The sequence below is a fragment of the Enterobacter sp. R4-368 genome (assembly GCF_000410515.1).
In the GTDB taxonomy this organism is placed as follows: domain Bacteria; phylum Pseudomonadota; class Gammaproteobacteria; order Enterobacterales; family Enterobacteriaceae; genus Kosakonia.
In genome coordinates this window covers 2,789,135-2,813,211 of record NC_021500.1, presented here as the reverse complement: position 1 = coordinate 2,813,211, position 24,077 = coordinate 2,789,135, and the positions used below count along the sequence as shown (strand labels likewise).

Here is a 24,077-nt window from a genome sequence, read left to right as displayed (position 1 = left end):
GCAGGGTGCGTTACAGCGCGCCCAGTTCCGCACGGGTTGGCAATCCTTCGCTGTCGCCCGGCACCTGGATAGCCAGCGCGCCGATGGCGTTACCGCGGCGTACCGCTTCGGGCAAGGTTTTGCCTTCCAGCAGGGCGCTTATTACACCCACGGCGAAGCCGTCCCCGGCACCGACCGTATCGACGACGTTCTCCACTTTTACTGGCGCAACGGCGCCCTGTTCTCCGCTGGCGGTTTTAAACCACGCGCCATCGGCACCGGTTTTGATCACCACCGCTTTGACGCCGCGTTGCAGATAGAAATCGGCAATCCCTTGCGGCGTGTTTTCGCCCGTCAGAATCATCCCCTCCTTCAACCCTGGCAGAACCCAGTCGGCCTGAAAGGCGAGGCGGTTGAGCTTTTCCACCATCTCCGCTTCGCTTTTCCACAGCACCGGTCGCAGATTAGGGTCAAATGAAATGGTTTTGCCCTGCGCTTTCATGCTTTGTGCAGCATGTTCCAGCAGTGCGTAAGAGGAGGCGGACAGCGCCGCCGCCACACCGCTGAGATGTAAATGGCGGGCTTCGTTAAACAGCGCCGCGTGAAAATCGTCTGTCGAGAGGTGGCTGGCCGCCGAGCCTTTACGGAAATATTCCACGATGGGATCGGTTCCATTTTCGGCTTTAGATTTCAGTTGAAAGCCGGTGGCATAACGCCCGTCGAGCGTCACGCCAGCGGTACTGATATTTTCTTTACGCAGCGTATTGAGGATAAAGCGCCCGAAGCTGTCATCGCCGACGCGGCTTACCCAACAGACCTGCAAACCCAGTCGCGCCAGCCCGGTGGCGACATTAAGCTCCGCGCCTGCCGCCCGCTTGATAAACTGCCCGGCATCGGCCAGATCGCCGGTTTCGCTGGCGACAAACATCGCCATCGCTTCGCCAATCGTGATGACATCCAGCGGTTTATGCATGATGGGACTCCTCGCGTAACAAATTAACGTAATGACGGGTAACGGCGGTCAGATCCTCGCCCTCAAGCGGGAATTCGATACCGCGCGGCGCATCGGCCGGTAAGTTATTCAGCAGCGCCAGCCAGCGGGCATCGGCAGTGTCCGGCGGTACGGCGCGGAAACTGTCGCCATGGGTCACAGCGGCTTTGACATGGATATAACTGACCGCAGGCGCAAGCTGGCGTGCGGCGTTTTCAGGTGTTTCACCAACCCACAGCCAGTTACCGGTATCGAAGGTTAAACTCACCGGCAGCGCCAACGTATGACAGGCGGCTTTAAAGCGCAGCATCGGCGCGAGCTTGCCGCAGGCGGTCTGGTCGTTTTCCACCACCAGCGGTACCGGGCTGGTCGCCAGCCAGTCGCGCAGCGTTTCCAGCGTAGCGTGATGGTGAAAGTGGCCGAGCGAGACTTTTAACCACTGGGCTTTCAGCGTCTGCGCTTCTGCCAGCAGAGCCGGTAAGCGCGGGTTCAGTGCACCATCCGCTTCGAACAGCGCTTCCGGCGCGGAATAACAGACTTGCAGGTTGTGCAGGTCAATGGCGAAGGCCAGCGAGGCCAGATGGGTTAACGCCTCTTCGCTTAACAGCTCGCGGCGGATCTCAACGCCGTCGGCTCCGGCTTCGGCAATAATCGGCAGCAGGGCAATTTGCCCGCCCAGCGCCTCGATGCGCGTGTGGCCGTAAGCGGCGGTGACGACGATAATTTTTCTCTGCATTGTCCGACTCCCGGGCGACTTTCTCGCTTTCGTATGTCTTTAACGCTAGATGGAACCGGTTCCAAAGAAAAGTGCACTGTGCCGGAATTATGATCGTCATCACGAAGGTTATTTAACGCGCTGTAGAACCGCGCACGATCAGTTCGCCGGAAAAAACGTGCTCGCGAACCGTGTCGCTGTGGCCTTCAATGCGCCGCACGACTTGCTCGACGGCGGCAAAGCCAATTTGCCAGGTTGGTTGTTTAAGGGTGGTGATGCCAACGCCTGCCAGCTCGGCCCACTCCAGCTCATCGAAACCGAGCAGACCAATGTCGCTGCCCCAGTTCAGGCCGATACGTTTTAGTGAACGCGCCACTTGCAGGGTGAGCGCGCCGTTGGCGGAGATAACAGCTTTGCGCATTCCCCGGTGGCTGGCATGGAACTGGCGCAGGGTATTATCGAGCTGTGCGGCTTCATGCAGCACAATTTCGGCGTTTTCCGCCACCATGCCGGGGTAACGGGCAAGCGTTGCGCGAAACGCGGCCAGCCGTTCGCGGCGGGTATTCACCGAGCCCAGCGGTTCACTCAGGAACAACAGCGCTTCGAAGCCCTGTTCAATCAGGTGCTCGGTGGCGGTGGTGGCAGCCTGGGTGTTGTCCAGCCCAACCACATCGCAGGCGAAATCGGGGATTTTGCGGTCAATCAGCACCATCGGCAGCGAGGATTGTTGCAGCCGGTTTAGCCCCTCTTCACGCATCCCTACAGCGTTAACCACAATTCCCTCCACCTGGTAACTGCGCAGCAGGTCGAGGTAATGCAGCTCCTGATCGACTTCATTGTTGGTGTTACACATCAACGGTGTGAACCCTTTTTCGCGACAGGCAGCTTCAATGCCGCTCAGCACATGCACCGAATAGGGGTTGGTGATGTCAGCAATGATCAGGCCAATCAGGCGGGTACGACCGCGCTTTAACCCGCGCGCCATCAGGCTTGGGCGGTAGTCGAGATCGGCAACCGCCTGCTCAATACGTGCCAGCAGCGAGGCGGAAAGCAGATGTTTTTCACCATTCAGGTAGCGTGAAATACTGGTTTTTCCCGTTTTTGCCGCTTTCGCGACATCGCTGATTGTTGGCCGCGCCGTTTTCGCCATGGTTGCTTCCCTCACCGTGAATGGTTGCCCACACCTTAACGCGAAATAGCGCGCAATCAAGCACTAAGCGAGGCTTATCACCCGCAGTGTGAGCGTAATGACGTTTAATTCTTTGCTATCGCGCTGCTGCTGTGGATGATAGAGCGCAAAACAAAATCGACACCACCTGCAACCTATCCAGGAGCACGCGTTGGCAAACTCTGCAATCAAAACTGTTCTCACGGCTGCCCACTGGGGGCCGATGCTGGTCGACACCGATGGCGAAAAGGTGCTCGCTTCGCGCGGCGCGCTGCCGACGCGTCACCCCAACTCACTGCAAACCGTTGTGCAGGATCAGGTCCACAGCCCAACGCGCGTGCGCTACCCGATGGTGCGTAAAGGATTTCTCGCTTCACCTTCCAGCCCGCAGGGTGTGCGCGGCCAGGATGAGTTTGTGCGCGTTAGCTGGGATGAAGCGCTGACGCTGATTCATCAGCAGCACCAGCGCATCCGTGAAACTTACGGTCCGTCGTCGATTTTCGCCGGTTCTTATGGCTGGCGTTCCAACGGCGTGCTGCACAAAGCGGCGACCTTGTTACAACGCTATATGAGCCTTGCCGGAGGGTATACCGGGCATCTGGGCGATTACTCTACTGGTGCGGCGCAGGCGATCATGCCGCATGTCGTCGGCGGCAACGAAGTGTATCAGCAGCAAACCAGTTGGCCGCTTATCCTCGAACACAGCGAAGTGGTGGTGCTGTGGAGCGCTAACCCGCTTAACACGCTGAAAATAGCCTGGAACGCTACCGACGAGCAGGGCATTCCCTATTTCGATGCGCTGCGCAAAAGCGGTAAGCGGGTGATCTGCATCGATCCGATGCGTTCGGAAACCGTTGATTTCTTTGGCGACAGCATGGAATGGATTGCGCCACACATGGGAACCGACGTCGCGCTGATGCTCGGTATTGCGCATACGCTGGTGGAAAATGGCTGGCAGGATGCGGATTTCCTCTCCCGCTACACTGTCGGTTATGACACGTTCGCTACCTACCTGACCGGCGAGCGTGACGGCGTGGCAAAAACCGCCGAGTGGGCCGCAGAGATTTGTGGTGTTACTGCCGACAAAATTCGCGAACTGGCGGCACTTTTCCACGAAAACACCACCATGCTGATGTCCGGCTGGGGAATGCAGCGCCAGCAGTTCGGCGAGCAAAAACACTGGATGCTGGTGACGCTGGCGGCGATGCTGGGGCAAATCGGTACGCCCGGTGGCGGTTTTGGTCTCTCTTACCATTTCGCCAATGGCGGCAACCCAACGCGCCGCGCGGCGGTGCTGGCCTCAATGCAGGGCACGGTGAAAGATGGCGTTGACGCGGTGGATAAAATCCCCGTTGCGCGCATTGTCGAAGCGCTGGAAAACCCCGGCGCGCCGTATCAGCACAACGGTATGGATCGCCACTTCCCGGATATTCGCTTTGTCTGGTGGGCGGGCGGTGCGAACTTTACCCATCACCAGGATACCAACCGGCTGATTCGCGCCTGGCAAAAACCGGAGCTGGTGGTAATTTCTGAATGCTTCTGGACGGCGGCGGCGAAACACGCGGATATTGTGTTGCCGGCGACCACCTCGTTTGAACGTAACGATCTGACGATGACCGGTGATTACAGCAACCAGCATCTGGTGCCGATGAAGCAGGTCGTTGCGCCGCAATATGAAGCGCGCGATGACTGGGAGGTGTTTGCCGAGCTGAGTGAACGCTGGGAAGCGGGCGGCCGCGAGCGTTTTACCGAAGGCAAAAACGACCTGCAATGGCTGGAGACGTTCTACAACATTGCTGCCGAGCGCGGTGCCAGCCAGCAGGTGACGCTGCCGCCGTTCGCCGAGTTCTGGCAGGCGAACCAGCTTATTGAAATGCCGGAGAGCGAGCAGAATGCGCGCTTTGTTCGCTTTGCGGATTTTCGCCGCGATCCGCAAGCCAACCCGTTGAAAACGCCGAGCGGAAAAATCGAGATTTTCTCCGAGCGGATTAACAGCTTCGGTTATGCCGATTGCCCGCCGCATCCAATGTGGCTGGAGCCGGATGAATGGCATGGCAACGCACAACCGCAACAATTACAGGTGCTTTCCGCGCATCCGGCGCATCGCCTGCACAGCCAGCTTAACTATTCCCGCTTGCGGGAAACGTATGCTGTTGCTGGTCGCGAACCTGTCACGCTGCATCCTGCGGATGCGAAAGCGCGCGGGATTGTTGCGGGGGATGTGGTACGCGTGTGGAACCAACGTGGGCAGGTACTGGCGGGCGCGGTGGTAACTGATGGGATTAAACCTGGCGTGATCTGCATTCACGAAGGCGCGTGGCCGGATCTTGACCCTGCGGCGGGCGGCATCTGTAAAAACGGCGCGGTGAATGTGCTCACCAAAGATCTGCCCAGCTCACGGCTGGGCAATGGCTGCGCCGGGAATACGGCGCTGGCGTGGGTAGAGAAATATCAGGGGCCGGCGCTTACGCTGACGGCGTTTGATCCGCCTGCCAGTTCATGATCCACGTCGGGTGGCGGGTTTCCTCCTGCCAGGCGCTATCTTCGATACGAAAGCCCTGCGCATGATAGAAATTCACTGCCCGCTCGTTTTTCTGATACACCTCGAGGCTTAGCCAGTTAAAGCGCTGTTTGGCGTGATCCATCAGCGCTTTGCCAATGCCACGGCCAATCGCGGCGGGGCGCACAAACAGCGCCCCGATAAACTGCGCGTCCATCACACTGATAAAGCCTTGCAGCTCGCCGTTCTCTTCCCAGACCCAGGTTTTTGCCACCGGCAAATAGGCATCGCGCACCAGCGCTTCGCTGTCCTGCCAGTAGCGCACATCAATAAACGGATGGGCAAAGCTTGTGCTCTCCATCCACAGCGCGAGCAACGGCGACAGATCCTTGCTACGCCACGCGCGGATCATGCTTTCCTCCGGGATGACAGAAACAGCCGGTAATATGGTCGTTGACCAGCCCACACGCCTGCATAAATGAGTAACAAATGGTGGTGCCGACAAATTTGAAGCCGCGTTTTTTCAGCGCTTTTGATAACGCATCTGACGCCGGAGTGGAGGTGGGGATTTCCGCCAGCGTGGCGGCCTGGGTGAGTTGCGGGGTGTTATCAACAAAACCCCAGACAAATTCCGAAAATGGCTCGCCGTTTTGCGCCATCGCCAGATAGGCGCGGGCGTTGCCGATGATTGCTTCAATCTTGCCGCGATGACGAATAATGCCGGCGTCTTGCAACAATATTTCTACCTCTTCAGCGGTCATTGCGGCGACGCGTTCAGGCTCAAATTGATGGAAAGCTTTGCGGTAGTTTTCCCTTTTTTTCAAAACGGTAATCCACGATAACCCTGCTTGTTGCCCCTCGAGGCAGATCATCTCGAACAGCTTTTTACCGTCCTTTTGCGCCACACCCCACTCGGTATCATGGTAAGTGAGATAAAGCGGATCCTGAGTAACCCAACCACAACGCTGCATATCCTTACTCCGTCTGTGATATGTAAAATAAACCTCTGCCTGTCTTGACGCACACCCCAGAAAGACAATATTTATTAAAGGGTCTTGACCCTAACAAACAACGATAACAATTACGCCGAATTCGGCTCTTCTCTGGAGTCGCAACTTGATGAAAATAAACCGCAGTGGCCTTTCGCTGGTGCTGCTGCCTGCTTGTCTGCTTTTTTGCCAGACGGCAGCGGCCTGGCAACAAGAATACAGTGGCAGCGACAAACTGAATGTGACCGCCGAACGCTACACCTGGGATAGCGATCGGCAGCCGCGTTATAACGACATTCTTGAAGAGCGCATCCGCTCGACGCAAAACTTGCCCGGCGTGGCGTTTAATCTGCCCGATGAAACCCCGCTGGATTCCATCAGCACCATGAGCATTGGCCTGAATATTCCGCTGGCGAGCAGCGTGACCACCGGCCCGGTTGCGGTGTGGCATTACGATGGCTCAATGACCTCAATGTATAACGAATTTGGCGACAGCGCGACCACCATGCAGTACAGCGATCCGCTGTGGCACGCCAGCGTAAGCTCGCTTGGCTGGCGCGTGGATAGCCGCTTTGGCGATCTTCGCCCGTGGGCGCAAATCAGTTTCAACCAGCAATTTGGCGAAAATGTCTGGAAGAGCCAGTCTGGTCTTTACCGCTTAACCGCCGCCAACCAATACGGCAACTGGATGGATGTCACACTCGGCGCGGACATGCTGCTGAATCCACATCTGGCGGCTTACGCAGCAATGTCGCAGTCGGAAAATGCCACCTTTGGGCAAAATTATCTCTACAGTATGGGCGTAAGCGCGCGGTTCTGATCGCTATTTAAAACAAACTTTTTACACTTAAGAAACAATCACCGCGCGTTTTATCGCGATAGTATGTACTAACTCACATTCAGGTTTCGGCGCGTGAAGTGATGCCCGTGCCATTCATTCCCGCTTACGTGCATTTCATTCCTTCTGACGCGCATTTCATGCCTTTTTTAGCCAGGCGTGAAATGCGCTTCGTTATTGTTGTCGGCAGTGAATTCCTTCTCTTTTTTTGCAGGACAACTGCCATGAATACACCATCTGCTCATCACACTCGCTGGCTGACACTGGTCGGCACCATTATTACGCAGTTTGCCTTAGGGTCCGTTTATACCTGGAGTCTGTTTAATAGCTCGCTTTCGGAAAAACTGGGCGAGCCGGTAAGCCAGGTGGCTTTCTCGTTTGGTCTGCTGAGCCTTGGCCTGGCGCTCTCTTCTTCTGTCGCCGGGAAATTACAGGAACGTTTTGGCGTAAAACGCGTCACTATCGCTTCCGGCCTGCTGCTGGGGTTGGGTTTCTTCCTTACTGCGCACTCCAGCAACCTGCTGATGCTGTGGCTGAGCGCCGGTGTGTTGGTCGGTGTGGCGGATGGCGCAGGTTACTTGCTGACGCTTTCCAACTGCGTGAAGTGGTTCCCGGAGCGCAAAGGGCTGATCTCCGCCTTCTCCATCGGTTCTTACGGCCTTGGCAGCCTGGGTTTTAAATTTATCGACAGCCAGCTGTTAGCCAGCGTCGGCCTGGAAAGCACATTTATGATCTGGGGCGCGATTGTACTGGTGATGATCGTTTTTGGCGCGATGCTGATGACCGATGCGCCGCTGCAAAAAGTCACCACTGCAAACGGCGTAGTAGAAAACGACTTCACGCTGGCGCAATCCATGCGTAAACCGCAGTACTGGATGCTGGCGGTGATGTTCCTGACTTCCTGCATGAGCGGCCTGTATGTGATTGGTGTGGCGAAAGATATCGCGCAGGGCATGGTGCATTTAGACTCGCTGACAGCGGCAAGTGCGGTGACCGTTATTGCCATCGCTAACCTCAGTGGACGTCTGGTGCTGGGCGTGCTGTCTGACAAAATTTCCCGCATCCGTGTGATTACGCTGGGCCAGGTGATTTCTCTGGTCGGTATGGCGGCGCTGCTGTTCGCACCGCTGAACGCCATGACCTTTTTCGCCGCTATCGCCTGCGTAGCGTTTAACTTTGGCGGTAATCTCACCGTGTTCCCGTCGCTGGTGAGCGAGTTCTTCGGCCTGAACAATCTGGCGAAAAACTACGGTGTGATTTATCTGGGCTTCGGTATCGGCAGTATCTGCGGGTCGATTATTGCTTCACTGTTTGGCGGCTTCTATGTCACCTTCTGCGTCATCTTCGCCCTGCTGATTGTTTCTCTGGCACTCTCTACCACCATTCGCCAGCCGCAACGCCGCGTTTACAAAGAAGCGCACGCCTGAAGGTAAAACAGTGCAGAAACCGCCGCAATGTCGGCGGTTTTTCTGTATCTGCCGCACACTCCCGCCAGAGCGACTATCCTTATTGGTCAGGTTCTACCTACTAAAGGAGTCTCAAATGTCTTTAGAAAAAGTGGTTTATCGTGCGAAAGCGAAAGCAACCGGGGGCCGCGATGGTCGTGCAACCTCCTCTGATGGCGTGCTGGATGTGAAGCTGGGCGTGCCGAAAGAGATGGGCGGCGCGGGTGGTGAAGTGACCAACCCGGAGCAGCTTTTTGCCGCAGGTTACTCCGCCTGTTTCCTGGGGGCGCTGAAACATGTTGCGTCGGTAGAGAAAAAGAAAGTGCCGCAGGAAGCCTACATTGAAGGACAGGTAGGCATTGGCCCGTTGCCGACCGGTTTTGGTATCGAAGCGCAGCTGGATATTCACCTGCCGGGCATGGATCACCAGGAAGCGGAAGCGCTGGTACAGAAAGCACACATCGTTTGTCCGTATTCGAATGCGACCCGCGGCAATATTGATGTGAAGCTGAACGTGATCACCTCCTGATAGCCCATTTCTGTTACGGTTTTCTGACCCCGGCCATATTTTTTTGTAAAGATATGGCCGGTTAGCGCTTCCTCATGACACTTTTCCGCGCCGCTATGGTCTACTTAGCGCGCTTTTGAAGTTTCCAGGAAAACTTCCTTCGCGTGTTATCACCCTGCGGACGTTAGCGAATAACGTTCGCCAGGTGCTTTTTTCTTTCTTCAGAGTTGCTTGCATGACTTATATCAAAGCGATGACGCAGCAGAAGCTCAGCTTCCTGCTGGCGATATATATCGGTCTGTTTATGAATTGCGCTGTGTTCTACCGTCGCTTTGATGGTTATGCACAAGCGTTCACCGTTTTGAAAGGGATCTCGGCGGTTGTTGAACTCATTGGTACGGTGCTGGTCACCTTCTTTCTGCTACGCCTTTTGTCGCTGCTGGGTCGCCGGGTCTGGCGTGTGCTGGCGTCGCTGGTGGTTATTTTCTCCGCTGCCGCCAGCTATTACATGACGTTTCTTAACGTGGTGATCGGTTACGGCATTATCGCCTCGGTGATGACCACGGATATTGATCTCTCCAAAGAGGTGGTGGGCTGGCAGCTCATCGCATGGGTGGTGCTGGTCAGCGCACTGCCGTTGCTTTCCATCTGGAGTAACCGCTGTCGCGACACGTTGCTGCGCCAGTTGAGCACACCGGGCGCGCGCATTCGCAGCGTGAGCATCGTGTTGCTGGCTGGTTTAATGGTCTGGGGACCGATTCGTCTGCTCGACTTGCAGCAGAAAAACGCGGAGCGGACGTCCGGTGTCGATATGCCAAGCTATGGCGGCGTGGTGGCAAACTCTTATCTGCCATCGAACTGGCTTTCAGCGCTGGGCTTGTATGCCTGGGCCCAGGTAGATGAATCTTCCGACTACAAATCGCTGATCAACCCGGCGAAAAAATTTACTTATGTCGCGCCGAAAGATATCGACGACACCATGGTGGTGTTTATCATCGGCGAGACCACTCGCTGGGATCATATGGGGATGCTGGGCTACTCCCGTGATACCACGCCGAAACTGGCGCAGGAGAAAAACCTGGTGGCGTTCCGTGGTTACTCCTGTGATACCGCGACCAAACTCTCCCTGCGCTGTATGTTTGTGCGTGAGGGCGGGGCGGATGATAACCCGCAGCGCACGCTGAAAGAGCAAAACGTCTTTGCGGTACTGAAACAGCTCGGTTTTTCCAGCGATTTATACGCTATGCAGAGCGAGATGTGGTTCTACAGCAACACCATGGCCGACAACATTGCGTACCGCGAGCAGATTGGCGCCGAGCCGCGCAACCGTGGCAAAAACGTCGATGATATGCTGCTGATTAATGAACTGCAGGCCTCGCTGGATAAAGGTACTCGCGGTAAGCGATTGATTATTATGCATACCAAAGGCTCGCACTTTAACTATACGCAGCGCTATCCGCGCGATTTTGCGAAATGGACGCCAGAGTGTGTGAGCGTGGATGATAAGTGCAGTAAGGAAGAGCTGATTAACTCCTTCGATAACTCGGTGACATATGTTGATCACTTTATCGATACGGTGATTGATAAGGTGCGCGATCGCAAAGCGATTGTGTTCTATGCCGCCGATCATGGTGAGTCAATCAATGAGAAAGAGCATCTGCACGGCACACCGCGCAAAATGGCACCGCCGGAGCAATTCCGCGTGCCGATGATGGTCTGGATGTCGGACAAATATTTGCAGGATCCGCAGAAGGCGCAGATGTTCGCGCAGCTCAAGCAGCAGGCGGCATTTAAAACGCCGCGCCGCCATGTTGAGCTGTACGACACCATCATGGGATGCCTGGGTTATACCTCGCCGAACGGCGGGATTAATGAGAACAACAACTGGTGCCATTTGCCGTCGCAGACGGCGAAATAAGCCGCTTGCTGGCTTTATCACCAGTCAGTTAGCTTTTTTACACGAAGGGATTGACGGGGCATGTCGGCGGCAGTAAGATGCGCCCCGCATTCGGTGATTGGCGCAGCCTGGTAGCGCACTTCGTTCGGGACGAAGGGGTCGGAGGTTCGAATCCTCTATCACCGACCAAATTCAGAAAAACCCAACCGCAAGGTTGGGTTTTTTGCTTCTTGCACCCGAAAGAGGATGAGAGCCTGCGGGGGCAGAGGTTCGACCCGGGCGTAGCGAGAGAACGTTGCTTCAGTAACGGCCCGCAGGGTGAGCCACGCAGTGGCGAGTCATCAGAGATGATGTGTCTGCATAACGCCTGATGAACGAAACTCCTCCTCCTGTGCCAACGTGCGGTTTCGCCACGGCGATGTATAAGCCTGCTTAACGCAGTAATACCTGGCAGAATGCAAAGCGGCAAATTTGCCGAAATCTCCCTTATCCCCATTTCCCGCTGCCAGTTCACTATTTTGTGCGATATTCCATTGTATTTTTTTATATATGTTTGAATCTTTTTTCGCGTTGCTTATGGATAGAGGCAGCATTTTCACCTGTGCGTTTTAACGTTCGCGGCATTAATCGCTCAGATATTCAGCATTTCGCAAGAATTTTTTCATTATCTGCATGAATGTTAATCACTGATTACGGAGAATTAATAAGCGCATTATTCTGGCATCTTGCCGCTAGCACAAATTTCCCTGCTGAAAACAGGTGCCTGAAGTTTTTTTTAACTTTGTTTACCGATTCTCACCGTCGTTGTAAATCCCGGTTACCTGTATTGACGTTTTGACATTCTGTTGACAGATTGTAGGGCGTGAGGGGCATTTCAAGGAGAATCTGCACTGCAACTCAGTCAACCTTGTGAAAGGAATCCCCATCTCTCATAACGCCTTCGGGCACAACCGACCAGACCGGGTAAAAATCTAATAAAGGGCTGTCGGATATACCCACTGCATGGGTAACAACACATATCACATTGGAGCAGAATCAATGAGTATTTCCTTGAAGAAGTCAGGGATGCTGAAGCTCGGTCTTAGCCTGGTGGCAATGACCGTCGCGGCTAGCGTGCAGGCTAAAACCCTGGTTTATTGTTCTGAAGGCTCGCCTGAAGGCTTTAACCCACAGCTTTTCACCTCTGGTACCACTTACGATGCCAGCTCCGTGCCAATCTATAACCGCCTGGTAGAATTCAAAACTGGCACCACGGAAGTGATTCCGGGTCTGGCTGAGAAGTGGGATATCAGCGCCGATGGCAAAACCTACACTTTCCACCTGCGTAAAGGCGTGAAGTGGCAGGACAACAAAGATTTCAAACCGACGCGTGAATTCAACGCCGATGATGTCGTCTTCTCCTTCGATCGTCAGAAAAACGATCAGAACCCGTACCACAAAGTTTCTGGCGGCAGCTACGAATACTTTGAAGGCATGGGGCTGCCGGACCTGATTAGCGAAGTGAAGAAAGTTGACGACAACACCGTTCAGTTCGTGCTGACTCGCCCGGAATCACCGTTCCTGGCTGATCTGGCGATGGACTTCGCGTCCATTCTGTCCAAAGAGTATGCAGACAACATGCTGAAAGCGGGCACCCCGGAGAAAGTTGACCTGGATCCGATCGGTACTGGTCCGTTCCAGCTGCTGCAATACCAAAAAGACTCCCGCATTCTGTACAAAGCGTTTGAAGGTTTCTGGGGCACCAAGCCGAAAATCGATCGCCTGGTCTTCTCCATTACGCCTGACGCGTCAGTACGTTATGCCAAACTGCAGAAAAACGAGTGCCAGGTTATGCCGTACCCGAACCCGGCTGACATCGCACGTATGAAGCAGGACAAAAACATTAACCTGATGGAACAGGCTGGCCTGAACGTCGGTTATATGTCCTTCAACACCGAGAAGAAACCGTTTGATGACGTGAAAGTGCGTCAGGCGCTGACTTACGCGGTGAACAAAGAAGCGATCATCAAAGCGGTTTACCAGGGCGCGGGCGTTGCGGCGAAAAACCTGATCCCGCCGACCATGTGGGGCTATAACGACGACGTTAAAGATTACACCTACGATCCTGAGAAGGCGAAACAGCTGCTGAAAGAAGCCGGCCAGGATAAAGGCTTTACCGTTGAGCTGTGGGCAATGCCGGTACAGCGTCCGTACAACCCGAACGCTCGCCGTATGGCCGAGATGATTCAGGCTGACTGGGCGAAAGTGGGCGTACAAGCCAAAATCGTTACCTATGAGTGGGGTGAATACCTGAAGCGCGCGAAAGCGGGCGAACACCAGGCGGTAATGATGGGCTGGACCGGCGACAACGGGGATCCAGATAACTTCTTCGCGACCCTGTTCAGCTGCGCAGCGGCTAAAGACGGTTCCAACTACTCTCGCTGGTGCTACAAGCCGTTTGAAGATCTGATTCAACCGGCGCGCGCCACCGACGACCACAACAAGCGTGTTGAACTGTACAAACAGGCTCAGGTTGTGATGCATGACCAGGCTCCGGCGCTGATCGTCGCTCACTCCACCGTTTACGAGCCAGTGCGTAAAGAAGTCAAAGGCTATGTGGTTGATCCGTTAGGTAAACACCACTTCGAAAACGTGTCTGTTGAATAATAAACACGGTGCCTTTTCCCTCTCCCCTCTGGGGAGGGGGAATTTACATTTGTGAGCAATACAGACGCGCCGTCGCCAGGCGTAGCGTCACTACTGAGAATCCGGGTTATGTTGCAGTTCATTCTCCGACGTTTGGGGCTGGTTATCCCAACGTTTATCGGTATCACCCTTCTCACCTTTGCCTTTGTCCATATGATCCCCGGCGACCCGGTAATGATCATGGCGGGTGAGCGTGGTATCTCTCCTGAGCGTCACGCCCAGTTGCTGGCCGAGCTTGGTCTCGATAAGCCGCTGTGGGAGCAATACGTCAACTATGTGTGGGGCGTGCTGCATGGTGACTTAGGTATTTCGCTGAAAAGCCGTCTTCCGGTGTGGGACGAGTTCGTACCGCGTTTTAAAGCGACGCTGGAACTCGGCATCTGCGCCATGATTTTCGCGGTGGCCGTAGGCATTCCGGTGGGCGTAATGGCCGCTGTGAAGCGCGGCTCCATCTTCGATCACACCGCCGTGAGCCTCGCGCTGACCGGTTACTCCATGCCTATCTTCTGGTGGGGCATGATGCTGATTATGCTGGTTTCGGTACAACTGAACCTGACCCCGGTTTCCGGACGCGTCAGCGATATGGTGTTCCTCGACGACAGCAATCCATTGACCGGCTTTATGCTGATTGATACCGCCATCTGGGGCGAGGACGGAAACTTCATCGATGCCGTTGCGCACATGATTCTGCCCGCCATCGTGCTCGGTACTATTCCGCTAGCGGTGATAGTGCGTATGACGCGCTCGTCGATGCTGGAAGTGCTCGGCGAAGACTATATCCGCACCGCGCGCGCGAAGGGGCTGACCCGTATGCGCGTGATCATCGTTCATGCCCTGCGCAACGCCATGCTGCCGGTGGTGACGGTGATCGGCTTGCAGGTCGGCACAATGCTGGCGGGCGCGATCCTGACGGAAACCATCTTCTCCTGGCCGGGTCTGGGGCGCTGGTTGATTGATGCACTGCAACGCCGTGACTATCCGGTGGTGCAGGGCGGGGTACTGCTGGTCGCGACGATGATTATCCTCGTCAACCTGCTGGTCGACCTGCTTTACGGCGTGGTGAACCCGCGTATTCGGCATAAGAAGTAAGGGGCCATCATGTCACAAGTCACTGAAAATAAAGTTGTCTCCGCACCGGTGCCGATGACCCCGCTGCAGGAGTTCTGGCACTATTTCAAACGCAACAAAGGCGCGGTCGTCGGGCTGGTTTATGTGGTGATCATGCTGATCATCGCCGTGTTCGCTAACGTCCTGGCCCCGCACAACCCGGCGGATCAGTTCCGCGATGCGCTGCTTGCGCCGCCGGTCTGGCAGGATGGCGGCACCTGGTCGCACATCCTCGGTACCGATGACGTTGGCCGCGATACGCTGTCGCGCCTGATGTTCGGCGCACGTTTGTCGCTGCTGGTTGGCTGTTTAGTGGTGGTGTTGTCGCTGATCGCCGGGATTATCCTCGGTCTGGTCGCCGGTTATTTCGGCGGCGTTATCGACAACATCATTATGCGTATCGTCGATATCATGCTGGCGCTGCCGAGCCTGCTGCTGGCGTTGGTGCTGGTGGCTATTTTTGGCCCGTCGATAGTTAACGCCTCGCTGGCGCTCACCTTCGTGGCCCTGCCGCACTATGTGCGTCTGACGCGCGCAGCGGTGCTGGTGGAAGTGAATCGCGATTACGTCACCGCTTCCCGCGTGGCCGGTGCAGGCGCGATGCGCCAGATGTTCGTCAATATTTTCCCTAACTGCCTTGCGCCGCTGATTGTTCAGGCGTCGCTTGGTTTTTCCAACGCCATTCTCGATATGGCCGCCCTTGGCTTCCTTGGCATGGGTGCGCAGCCGCCAACGCCGGAGTGGGGCACCATGCTCTCCGACGTGTTGCAGTTCGCACAAAGTGCCTGGTGGGTCGTGACCTTCCCGGGTCTTGCGATCCTGCTGACGGTGCTGGCATTTAACCTGATGGGTGACGGCCTGCGTGATGCGCTCGACCCCAAACTGAAGCAGTAAGAGGCTCGAGATGGCGTTATTAAATGTAGATAAGTTATCGGTGCATTTCGGCGACGTTGGCTCCGAATTCCGCGCCGTAGACCGCGTAAGCTATAGCGTAAGCCAGGGCGAAGTGGTCGGCATCGTGGGCGAGTCCGGCTCCGGTAAATCGGTCAGTTCGCTGGCGATTATGGGGCTGATTGATTTCCCGGGCCGCGTGATGGCGGAAAAACTGGAGTTTAACGGCCAGGATCTGAAACGCATTTCGGAAAAAGAGCGCCGCAGCCTGGTGGGCTCCGAAGTGGCGATGATTTTCCAGGATCCGATGACCAGTCTGAACCCGTGCTACACGGTCGGTTTCCAGATTATGGAAGCCATTAAGGTGCATCAGGGCGGGAATAAGAAAACCCGCCGGCAGCGGGCGATTGACCTGCTCAACCAGGTGGGCATCCCCGATCCGGCTTCGCGTCTGGACGTTTACCCGCACCAGCTTTCCGGCGGTATGAGCCAGCGCGTGATGATTGCGATGGCGATTGCCTGCCAGCCGAAGCTGCTGATTGCCGACGAACCGACAACTGCGCTGGACGTGACCATCCAGGCGCAGATCATCGAGCTTTTGCTGGAATTGCAGCAAAAGGAAAACATGGCGCTGATCCTGATCACGCACGATCTGGCGCTGGTGGCGGAAGCGGCGCACAAAATCATTGTGATGTATGCAGGCCAGGTGGTGGAAACCGGCGAAGCGAAGGATATCTTCCGCGCGCCGCGTCATCCCTACACGCAGGCGCTGCTGCGCGCGTTGCCGGAGTTTGCTCAGGATAAAGCGCGTCTGGCCTCGTTGCCGGGCGTGGTGCCGGGCAAATATGACCGCCCGACAGGCTGCCTGCTGAACCCGCGCTGCCCGTACGCCACGGACAAATGCCGCGAGCAGGAGCCGGAACTGAACACCGTCGATGGCGGCCGTCAGTCCAAATGTCACTACCCACTCGATGACGCCGGGAGGCCGACACTATGAGTACGCACGAGGCCACCTCGCAACAGCCGCTGTTGCAGGCTATCGACCTGAAAAAACACTACCCGGTGAAGAAGGGGCTGTTTGCCCCGGAACGCCTGGTAAAAGCGCTGGACGGCGTGTCGTTTACCCTTGAGCGCGGCAAAACGCTGGCGGTGGTGGGCGAATCCGGTTGTGGTAAATCCACGCTGGGCCGCCTGCTGACGATGATTGAAACCCCGACCGGCGGTGAACTTTACTACCAGGGGCAGGATTTGCTGAAGCATGATCCGCATGCGCAAAAGCTGCGTCGGCAGAAAATCCAGATCGTCTTTCAGAACCCGTACGGTTCGCTGAACCCGCGTAAAAAAGTCGGGCAGATCCTCGAAGAGCCGCTACTTATCAACACGTCGCTCAGTAAAGAGGCGCGTCGGGAAAAAGCGCTGGCGATGATGGCGAAAGTCGGCCTGAAAACCGAACATTACGACCGTTACCCGCATATGTTCTCCGGTGGTCAGCGCCAGCGTATCGCTATCGCCCGTGGTCTGATGTTGGATCCGGATGTGGTGATCGCCGATGAACCGGTTTCCGCGCTGGATGTTTCCGTACGTGCGCAGGTACTGAACCTGATGATGGATCTGCAGCAGGATTTGGGGCTCTCTTACGTCTTTATTTCGCACGACTTATCTGTGGTTGAGCACATTGCCGATGAAGTGATGGTGATGTATCTCGGCCGCTGCGTGGAGAAAGGCACCAAAGAGCAGATTTTCTCGAACCCGCGACATCCGTACACCCAGGCGCTGCTTTCCGCAACACCGCGCCTGAACCCGGACGAGCGCCGCGAACGTATCAAACTGACCGGCGAGCTGCCAAGCCCGCTTAATCCGCCGCCGGGCTGCGCGTTTAACGCCCGTTGCAGCCGTCGTTTCGGCCCTTGCACGCAGTTGCAACCGCAGTTGAAAGACTACCGCGGGCAACTGGTGGCTTGCTTCGCCGTCGACCAGGATGAAAACGGCGAAAAACCGCACGTTTAATCCCCACGTTATGCCTGGTGGCCCGGCGTTTACCGGATCTACGCAGTGTTGTAGGTCCGGTGATGGTGGTGCCATCAGGCATTATCGTTGCTGGCCTTTCCTTATAAACATTCCTGTTGTATTTAGAAATTTCCAAAAATAGCCGGCAATGTCGTGGTGAAATAATTTCAACGGGAATAATGAGTTGGGGAAATACTCCGTTTTAATACCACTCTAAATATTTCCAGATATTTCATATAGTAATATAAAATTAACAATAATTTAAAGGGTGATAGTGTATTTGTCTTTTTAACCACTTAAAAAGATATTATAACTAAGTGATTTATCTTAAGTATGAATGTTGCCGGGTGATTTTTGTTTAATCGCGTCATTTACACTTTAATAGATTTCGCGTGAAAAAAAGATGGCGCATCTATAGCCAATGTTTATATATTTGCTGAAATTAAACAGCGTTTTAGCCCTACTAAACTTTGGCACGTAAAAACCAGGCTGAAAACCATCGCTGAAGTAAGACTTCGTACCCGCGTAAAACCGCACCGCCACAATTAAAACCCATCACTTGATGCTATCAGGACACCAATCCTGACGGTGATGGACGCAATTTTATTTTGTAAATCATGAGAATAACTATGGGTCATTACGATGATTTGCAGAGGTTTAAGGATAAGACTCGCAATCAGAAGCACGATTTTAAAGATCTCTCTGCACAGAACCTCGCACAAGACCAGAGCAGTTGGGCAATCATTAATCAACTTTCTCCCGCCACGGATGAATCCATGCTGGCGATGGGCGGTCATGTGTCACTGCCTGTCCCGCAATCCGTCGATCCTGAGGTGTTTGCCGCGCAACAACTTGCTGCGACGGTGGATGAGGTTGTGCCTGCACCTGCGCCAACAACCTCGCTGCTAAAAGACGTCGCCAGCCAGCTCGATGCAGCGGCTCCGGCGTTCAACGCCGCCGCCTACGCGCCTGCGCCTGCAAGCGTAGCACCGGTTATGCAGCTGCCATCGCCTGCGAATCCTTCTTCGGCCCCTGTCAGCTATGCCCGGCTTTTCGCGGCGAAAGCGGCGGAGGAGAAGCCCCGCGCGGAAAAAAATCAGCCCTTACACTCGTTGTTAGAAAGGATCGCTTCATGCCGTTGATTTGTGTGTGTTCGCCGAAAGGCGGTGTCGGAAAAACGACCCTAACGGCAAACCTGGCCTACGCCCTTGCCCGCGCAGGCAGCAAAGTGCTGGCGCTTGATTTTGACGTACAAAACGCGCTGCGTTTGCATTTCGGCGTACCGCTGTCGGACGGGCGTGGGTATGTGGCGCGCGCGGCGGATTCCTCCGACTGGAGCCAGTTTGTGCTCACCGCGGGCGGCAATATTTTCGTGCTGCCGTATGGTGATGTCACGGAAGCGCAGCGCGTTGCCTTTGATGAGCGTTTAACCAATGACGAGCATTTTCTGACGCGCGGCCTGAATACGCTGCTCAACTATCCGGGCTTGATTATCGTTGCCGACTTTCCTCCGGGGCCGTCTGCGGCGCTGAAAGCGATGTCGCGACTTGCGGATGTGCATTTGGTCACGCTGCTGGCCGATACCGCCTCGCTCTCACTGCTGCCGTATATCGAAAATAACCGTCTTACCGGCGATGTGCTGAACCGCAAAGCGGGTCACTACTTTGTGGTGAACCAGAGCGACAACCGTCGGCAAATCAGCCGCGATGTTACTGCGTTCATGGAACAACGTCTGGGCAATCAACTGCTTGGCGTGTTGCATCGCGATGAAAGCGTCGCTGAAGCCAATGCTTCTCAGCAGTCGGTATTTGATTTCAGCCCGGCGTCCGCCGCGGCGTTCGATATCGAACTGATTGCTAAACGGGTCGCCGGAATTTTGGGCGTCAAAATCGGTGACGGCACGGTACACAACTCACCACGCATGTCAGGCTTCTAACGCTTCGGGCAACGTATGAAAAAGTTTCTCTCTATTTTGCTGGTTCTGGCAGTGCTGCCTGTTGCCCTGTTGGTGGTGATCACGCCCATGGACAGCCAAAAGCAGTACATTTTTGGCCTGATCAGCATCGGTATTCTCTGTTTAATGGGCTTGAGCAAAAAGCGCAGCATTTCGGTGATCATGGTGGTGATGTCGGTGCTGCTCTCAACGCGCTATATCTATTTTCGCCTGACACAAACCCTGCACTTTAATTCCGAAATTGAAACCATCCTCGGGATGGGGCTGTTTCTCGCGGAACTCTATGTCTGGGTAATGCTGCTGCTCAGCTACCTGCAAACGGTCTGGCCGCTGAAACGCGAACTCGTACAGTTGCCGGATGATATGGAGCTGTGGCCGACGGTCGACGTCTATATCCCGACCTATAACGAACCGCTGGATGTGGTACGCGATACGGTGCTGGCTGCGCAGTGTATGGATTACCCGCGCGATAAGATGAAAATCTATCTGCTCGACGATGGTAAACGCAGTGAATTCGCCGTGTTTGCCGCCGACGCTGGTGTCGGCTACATCACCCGCAACGATAACGCGCACGCCAAAGCCGGTAACCTCAACCATGCGATGAAGCTCACCAACGGCGAGCTGATCTGCGTTTTTGACTGCGACCACGTAGCGACGCGCATCTTCCTGCAGGCCACGGTCGGCGGTTTCCTGAAAGACCCGAAACTGGCGCTGGTGCAGACGCCGCACTACTTCTATTCGCCCGATCCGTTCGAGCGTAACCTCTCCGTCGGACGCAATATTCCTAACGAAGGGGCGCTGTTTTACGGCCCGATTCAGCGCGGCAACGACAACTGGAACGCCACCTTCTTCTGCGGTTCGTGCGCGGTGATCCGCCGTAGCGCGCTGGAAGAGATTGGCGGTTTTGCCGTGGAAACGGTCACCGAAGATGCGCATACCGCCCTGAAAATGCAGCGTCTCGGCTGGGGTTCGGCATTTATTGATATTCCGCTGGCCGCAGGCCTGGCGACCGAGCGTCTGGTGCTGCACGTGATCCAGCGAACCCGCTGGGCGCGCGGTATGACGCAGATTTTCCGTCTCGATAACCCGCTGTTTGGCCGTGGGCTGACCATCCAGCAGCGCCTGTGCTATCTGAGCGCGATGCTCTATTACCAGTTTGCATTGCCGCGCATTGCCTTTGTCACCGCGCCGCTGGCATACCTGCTGTTTAACCTGAATATTATTCACTCTTCGGCCAGTCTGGTATTTGCCTACGCGCTGCCACACCTGTTCCTGGCGGTGTACGTTAACTCACGGCTGAATGGCCGCTTCCGTTACAGCTTCTGGGGCGAAATTTATGACCTGGTGATGGCGTTTCACATTGCGCTGCCGACCGTGGTAACCATGCTGTTTCCCAAACGCGGCAAGTTTAACGTCACCGACAAAGGTGGGCTGCTGGATGTCGGCTATTTCGACTTCAGCGTGGTGCGCCCGCATTTGATCATTGCCTTGCTGCTGGCAGCGGGTGTGGTCGCCGGGATTGTCCGCGCCTGCGCGCATGACTACTTTGGTGTGGATCCGCGCGTTATTGTGCTGAACGTTGGCTGGGGCTTGTATTGCCTGATCTTCCTGCTGGCGGCGATTGCCGTTGCGCGCGAAACCCGCCAGACCCGCAAAACCATCCGTATTGATGTCGATATCCCGGTGCTTATCCACTACGCCAGCGGGATCACGTCGCGCAGCCAGACGGCGGATTTGTCGATGGGCGGCTGCCGTATCGTGGCCCCGGACGATCGCCATCTGAATGATGAAATCGAAGCGATTGAACTGCTGCTGCAATCCGGCGCGATCACGATTCCGGTGCAGACCGTCGCCAGCGACGAGCAGCATATCCGTCTGATGTTTGACGATATTCCGCTGTCGCGCCGCCGTGAACTGGTGCGCGTGGTGCTCTCCCGCGCCGATGCGTGGATCCACCCGCCAAAGCCGCAGGACAACCCGTTCCGCTCCCTGTTGACCATTGTGCGTTGCGTCTTTGACCTCTTCTGGCTGACGTGGAAATCACGCCGCGAAAACCGCCGTTTACGCGCGCAGCATGCGGCAAAAGTTGCGCAGGAGGAGAGCGTATGAAACGGCTAACCGCACTTGCTGCGCTGCTTGGCGCGCTGTTTATCGCGCCGTTACACAGTGAAGAAACGACGGTTGAATCGCTGTTGCCGCTGGATCTGCCGCCGCCAACGATAGCGCAATCCACGCCGACATTTGTGCCTTCGGTGATGAGTAGTGTCAGCATCGCGCAGATGGGCCAGCCGCAAGGGATCACCCTCAGCGGCGGGCAATTCCAGGGCGGCGTTGATTTTACCCTGCCGGTCGACCAGGTAATGACCAGCGCCCGGCTGGCGCTCAACCTGCGCATCTCCCCGGCGCTGGCGGCACGTAACGCCACCATGCAGTTGATGCTCAACGGCCAACCGCTCGGCACTGTGCCGCTGACGGCGACCGACAGCGATCTGGCCCGTTACCAGTTTGATATTCCCGCTGCGCTGATGGTCTCCAGTAACAGCCTCAGCTTTAAGATTAACGATGGCGACGCCATGCAGTGTCAGCGCGACCTGAGTGACAAATATCGTGTCACTATCCTGCCGGATTCGCGTTTTGAACTGGAAGGGCAGCAACTGGATATTGGCGCGGATCTGAGCCATTTTCCGCGCCCCTTCTTTGACAGCATGCAGATGTCACCGGCGGCGATTGCGGTAGCATTCGCGTCAAAGCTGAGCCCGGATACCATTAGCGCCGGGGCGCTGATCGCCTCGTGGCTGGGGATTCAGGCCGATTATCGCGGCGTTTCGTTCGCGGCCTACCATGACCGTCTGCCGGAAAAAAACGGCATTCTGATTGGCCACCCCGGTGAGCAAATTGGTGGTTTAACACTGCCGCAAACCAGCCAGCCGCTGTTGAAAATTATCGATAACCCGGCGAACCCGGTTTACAAACTGCTACTGGTGGTGGGGAAAGATGAAAGCGAATTACGCGCGGCGGCATGGCGCTTAACACGCGGCAACTTTGCGCAGCAAACCCCGGCAGTGGATGTCGATGCCCAGACGATCCCGTTGAGCAAACCGTACGATGCGCCGCGCTGGATCCCAACCGATCGTCCGGTGAAGTTATCGGAGCTGATCCGTAAAGATCAAAGCCTGACTGCCACCGGGATCTGGCACCCGCCGTTGCAGGTGGCGTTCCGCGCCGCACCCGATCTGTTCTTGTGGGACGGTGAAACCATCCCGCTGCATATCGGTTACCGATTCCCGACGGAAAACTGGATTGACGAACAACGTTCGTGGCTGAGCATGACTCTGAACGACACGTTCCTGCACAACCTGCCGGTCAATAAGCAGGGGGCGCTGGAGACGCTGTGGCACAAACTCGGTGGCGATGCGCGTCAGGAGCAGTTTGATATGCCGCTGGAGCCGTACATGATTTACGGCGACAACCAGCTTTCGCTCTATTTCAACATCGTGCCGAAAAAGGACGCGCCGTGCAGCACCTTGCTGAATAACAACATTAAAAGTCGCATTGATGACGATTCGTGGATCGATCTCAGCCACACCCGCCACTTTGCGCTGTTGCCGAATCTTTCCTATTTCGTCGGGGCTTCTTTCCCGTTTACCCGCCTGGCGGATTACTCAGAAACGGTACTGATGCTGCCGGTTAACCCCAGCGAAACGCAGATCGCCACGCTGTTTGATATGGCGGCACGCTCAGGCAACGCCACCGGAACCGCGCTCGGTCACAACCGCGTGGTGTTCGGTGTGCCGACCGGCGGCAGTTTTCTGGAACTGCTGCGGGATCGCGATGTGCTGGCGGTAAGCGGTATGGATCAGCATGACTTTAACCGTGCGCTGCTGGCGAATTCGCCGTTTGTCACCCACGACAGCACGCTGGGCGTGCGTGAGCCTTCCAGCTGGCAGAAAGTGCAGCGCTGGATAGCGGGCGACTGGGCGGCTGAAGGGCTGGAAGCCGATCGCTACTTCTCTTCCAATGAAGCGTGGCGCGGCTTTATCAGTTTCCGCTCGCCATGGAACGATGCCCGACTGGTGGTGCTGGCGCTTGGCAGCAACGACGAGCAGTTATCGCATCTGCATGACGATCTGGCGTCGGCAAAAATCAACGCCGGTATTCGCGGTGACGCCGCCATCATCACCAATGAAAATGGCGTGCGCAGCTTCCGCGTCGGCGAACAGTTCCCCAGCGGCGAAATGCCGCCCCATCTGAAAATTGTCTGGTACGCCAACCAGCACTCGGCGCTGCTGGCGATCCTGAGCCTGCTGGTCGGGTCGCTGGTGGGGGGAATGGTGTATCGCATGCTTAAAAAACGCGAGCGTAAACGTCTGGATGCGGGGAACAGCAAGTGAAAAGGGTGACAA

19 protein-coding genes, 1 tRNA gene and 1 other RNA gene are annotated in these 24,077 nt (G+C 55.9%); 16 read left to right on the top strand and 5 right to left on the bottom strand.

Features of this window, described 5'->3' with window-relative positions:
• Positions 1–10: 10 nt before the first annotated feature.
• The 3 genes from H650_RS13220 to H650_RS13210 form a co-directional block, all read right to left on the bottom strand.
• Positions 11–952, bottom strand: a complete 942-nt coding sequence (locus H650_RS13220) for a sugar kinase (protein WP_020455694.1) — start codon at positions 950–952, stop codon at positions 11–13.
• Entirely contained in the window at positions 945–1,706 is a 762-nt protein-coding gene (locus H650_RS13215) for a sugar phosphate isomerase/epimerase family protein (protein ID WP_020455693.1), read from the bottom strand. Before H650_RS13215 ends, H650_RS13220 begins: the two co-directional genes overlap by 8 nt.
• A gap of 112 nt (positions 1,707–1,818) precedes the next feature.
• Entirely contained in the window at positions 1,819–2,835 is a 1,017-nt protein-coding gene (locus H650_RS13210; protein WP_020455692.1) for a LacI family DNA-binding transcriptional regulator, read from the bottom strand.
• 190 nt (positions 2,836–3,025) lie between these two features.
• On the opposite strand from H650_RS13210, the gene H650_RS13205 reads away from it, so the two are divergent.
• The gene (locus H650_RS13205) at positions 3,026–5,356 is read left to right on the top strand and encodes a molybdopterin guanine dinucleotide-containing S/N-oxide reductase (RefSeq protein ID WP_020455691.1); all 2,331 of its coding nucleotides are present in this window, start codon (positions 3,026–3,028) and stop codon (positions 5,354–5,356) included.
• Here H650_RS13205 and H650_RS13200 read toward each other — a convergent pair.
• Together H650_RS13200 and tag are read right to left on the bottom strand one after the other, a co-directional pair.
• Positions 5,319–5,765 (bottom strand): N-acetyltransferase, encoded by a 447-nt coding sequence (locus H650_RS13200; RefSeq protein ID WP_020455690.1) that lies wholly within the window; start codon positions 5,763–5,765, stop codon positions 5,319–5,321. The genes H650_RS13205 and H650_RS13200 overlap by 38 nt on opposite strands.
• Positions 5,746–6,324, bottom strand: a complete 579-nt coding sequence (gene tag, locus H650_RS13195; protein WP_020455689.1) for a DNA-3-methyladenine glycosylase I — start codon at positions 6,322–6,324, stop codon at positions 5,746–5,748. Before tag ends, H650_RS13200 begins: the two co-directional genes overlap by 20 nt.
• 148 nt (positions 6,325–6,472) lie before the next feature.
• On the opposite strand from tag, the gene H650_RS13190 reads away from it, so the two are divergent.
• The 15 genes from H650_RS13190 to bcsB all read left to right on the top strand — a co-directional run bounded on the left by H650_RS13190 (position 6,473) and on the right by bcsB (position 24,065).
• Entirely contained in the window at positions 6,473–7,162 is a 690-nt protein-coding gene (locus tag H650_RS13190; protein WP_020455688.1) for an autotransporter domain-containing protein, read from the top strand.
• 242 nt (positions 7,163–7,404) lie between these two features.
• Positions 7,405–8,607 (top strand): L-lactate MFS transporter, encoded by a 1,203-nt coding sequence (locus H650_RS13185; protein ID WP_020455687.1) that lies wholly within the window; start codon positions 7,405–7,407, stop codon positions 8,605–8,607.
• Between the two features lie 115 nt (positions 8,608–8,722).
• Entirely contained in the window at positions 8,723–9,154 is a 432-nt protein-coding gene (locus H650_RS13180) for an organic hydroperoxide resistance protein (RefSeq protein ID WP_017458241.1), read from the top strand.
• Positions 9,155–9,368: 214 nt separating this feature from the next.
• Positions 9,369–11,051, top strand: coding sequence for a kdo(2)-lipid A phosphoethanolamine 7''-transferase (eptB, locus tag H650_RS13175; protein WP_020455686.1), 1,683 nt, complete (start codon positions 9,369–9,371; stop codon positions 11,049–11,051).
• 91 nt (positions 11,052–11,142) lie between these two features.
• Positions 11,143–11,219, top strand: a tRNA-Pro gene (locus H650_RS13170).
• A 56-nt stretch (positions 11,220–11,275) separates the two neighbouring features.
• Positions 11,276–11,373, top strand: a non-coding RNA gene (locus tag H650_RS24625) — RtT sRNA.
• 695 nt (positions 11,374–12,068) lie between these two features.
• Positions 12,069–13,676: a dipeptide ABC transporter periplasmic-binding protein DppA gene (gene dppA / locus H650_RS13160; RefSeq protein ID WP_044489521.1), complete on the top strand. Its 1,608-nt coding sequence runs from the start codon at positions 12,069–12,071 to the stop codon at positions 13,674–13,676.
• A 108-nt stretch (positions 13,677–13,784) separates the two neighbouring features.
• Positions 13,785–14,804 carry a dipeptide ABC transporter permease DppB gene (dppB, locus tag H650_RS13155; protein ID WP_020455683.1) on the top strand — a complete coding sequence of 340 codons (1,020 nt, stop codon included), beginning with the start codon at positions 13,785–13,787 and terminating at the stop codon, positions 14,802–14,804.
• 9 nt (positions 14,805–14,813) lie between these two features.
• On the top strand, positions 14,814–15,716 hold the full coding sequence (gene dppC / locus H650_RS13150; RefSeq protein WP_020455682.1) for a dipeptide ABC transporter permease DppC: 903 nt from the start codon (positions 14,814–14,816) through the stop codon (positions 15,714–15,716).
• A gap of 10 nt (positions 15,717–15,726) precedes the next feature.
• On the top strand, positions 15,727–16,710 hold the full coding sequence (dppD, locus tag H650_RS13145; protein WP_020455681.1) for a dipeptide ABC transporter ATP-binding protein: 984 nt from the start codon (positions 15,727–15,729) through the stop codon (positions 16,708–16,710).
• Positions 16,707–17,720: a dipeptide ABC transporter ATP-binding subunit DppF gene (dppF, locus tag H650_RS13140; protein ID WP_020455680.1), complete on the top strand. Its 1,014-nt coding sequence runs from the start codon at positions 16,707–16,709 to the stop codon at positions 17,718–17,720. Before dppD ends, dppF begins: the two co-directional genes overlap by 4 nt.
• 629 nt (positions 17,721–18,349) lie before the next feature.
• Positions 18,350–18,862, top strand: coding sequence for a cellulose biosynthesis protein BcsO (gene bcsO, locus H650_RS13135; protein WP_020455679.1), 513 nt, complete (start codon positions 18,350–18,352; stop codon positions 18,860–18,862).
• On the top strand, positions 18,853–19,656 hold the full coding sequence (gene bcsQ, locus H650_RS13130; RefSeq protein ID WP_020455678.1) for a cellulose biosynthesis protein BcsQ: 804 nt from the start codon (positions 18,853–18,855) through the stop codon (positions 19,654–19,656). The genes bcsO and bcsQ overlap by 10 nt, the downstream gene beginning before the upstream one ends.
• A gap of 15 nt (positions 19,657–19,671) precedes the next feature.
• Positions 19,672–21,783 (top strand): UDP-forming cellulose synthase catalytic subunit, encoded by a 2,112-nt coding sequence (gene bcsA, locus H650_RS13125; protein ID WP_020455677.1) that lies wholly within the window; start codon positions 19,672–19,674, stop codon positions 21,781–21,783.
• Complete coding sequence (gene bcsB / locus H650_RS13120) at positions 21,780–24,065, top strand: cellulose biosynthesis cyclic di-GMP-binding regulatory protein BcsB (RefSeq protein WP_020455676.1); 2,286 nt, start codon at positions 21,780–21,782, stop codon at positions 24,063–24,065. Before bcsA ends, bcsB begins: the two co-directional genes overlap by 4 nt.
• Positions 24,066–24,077: the final 12 nt, after the last annotated feature.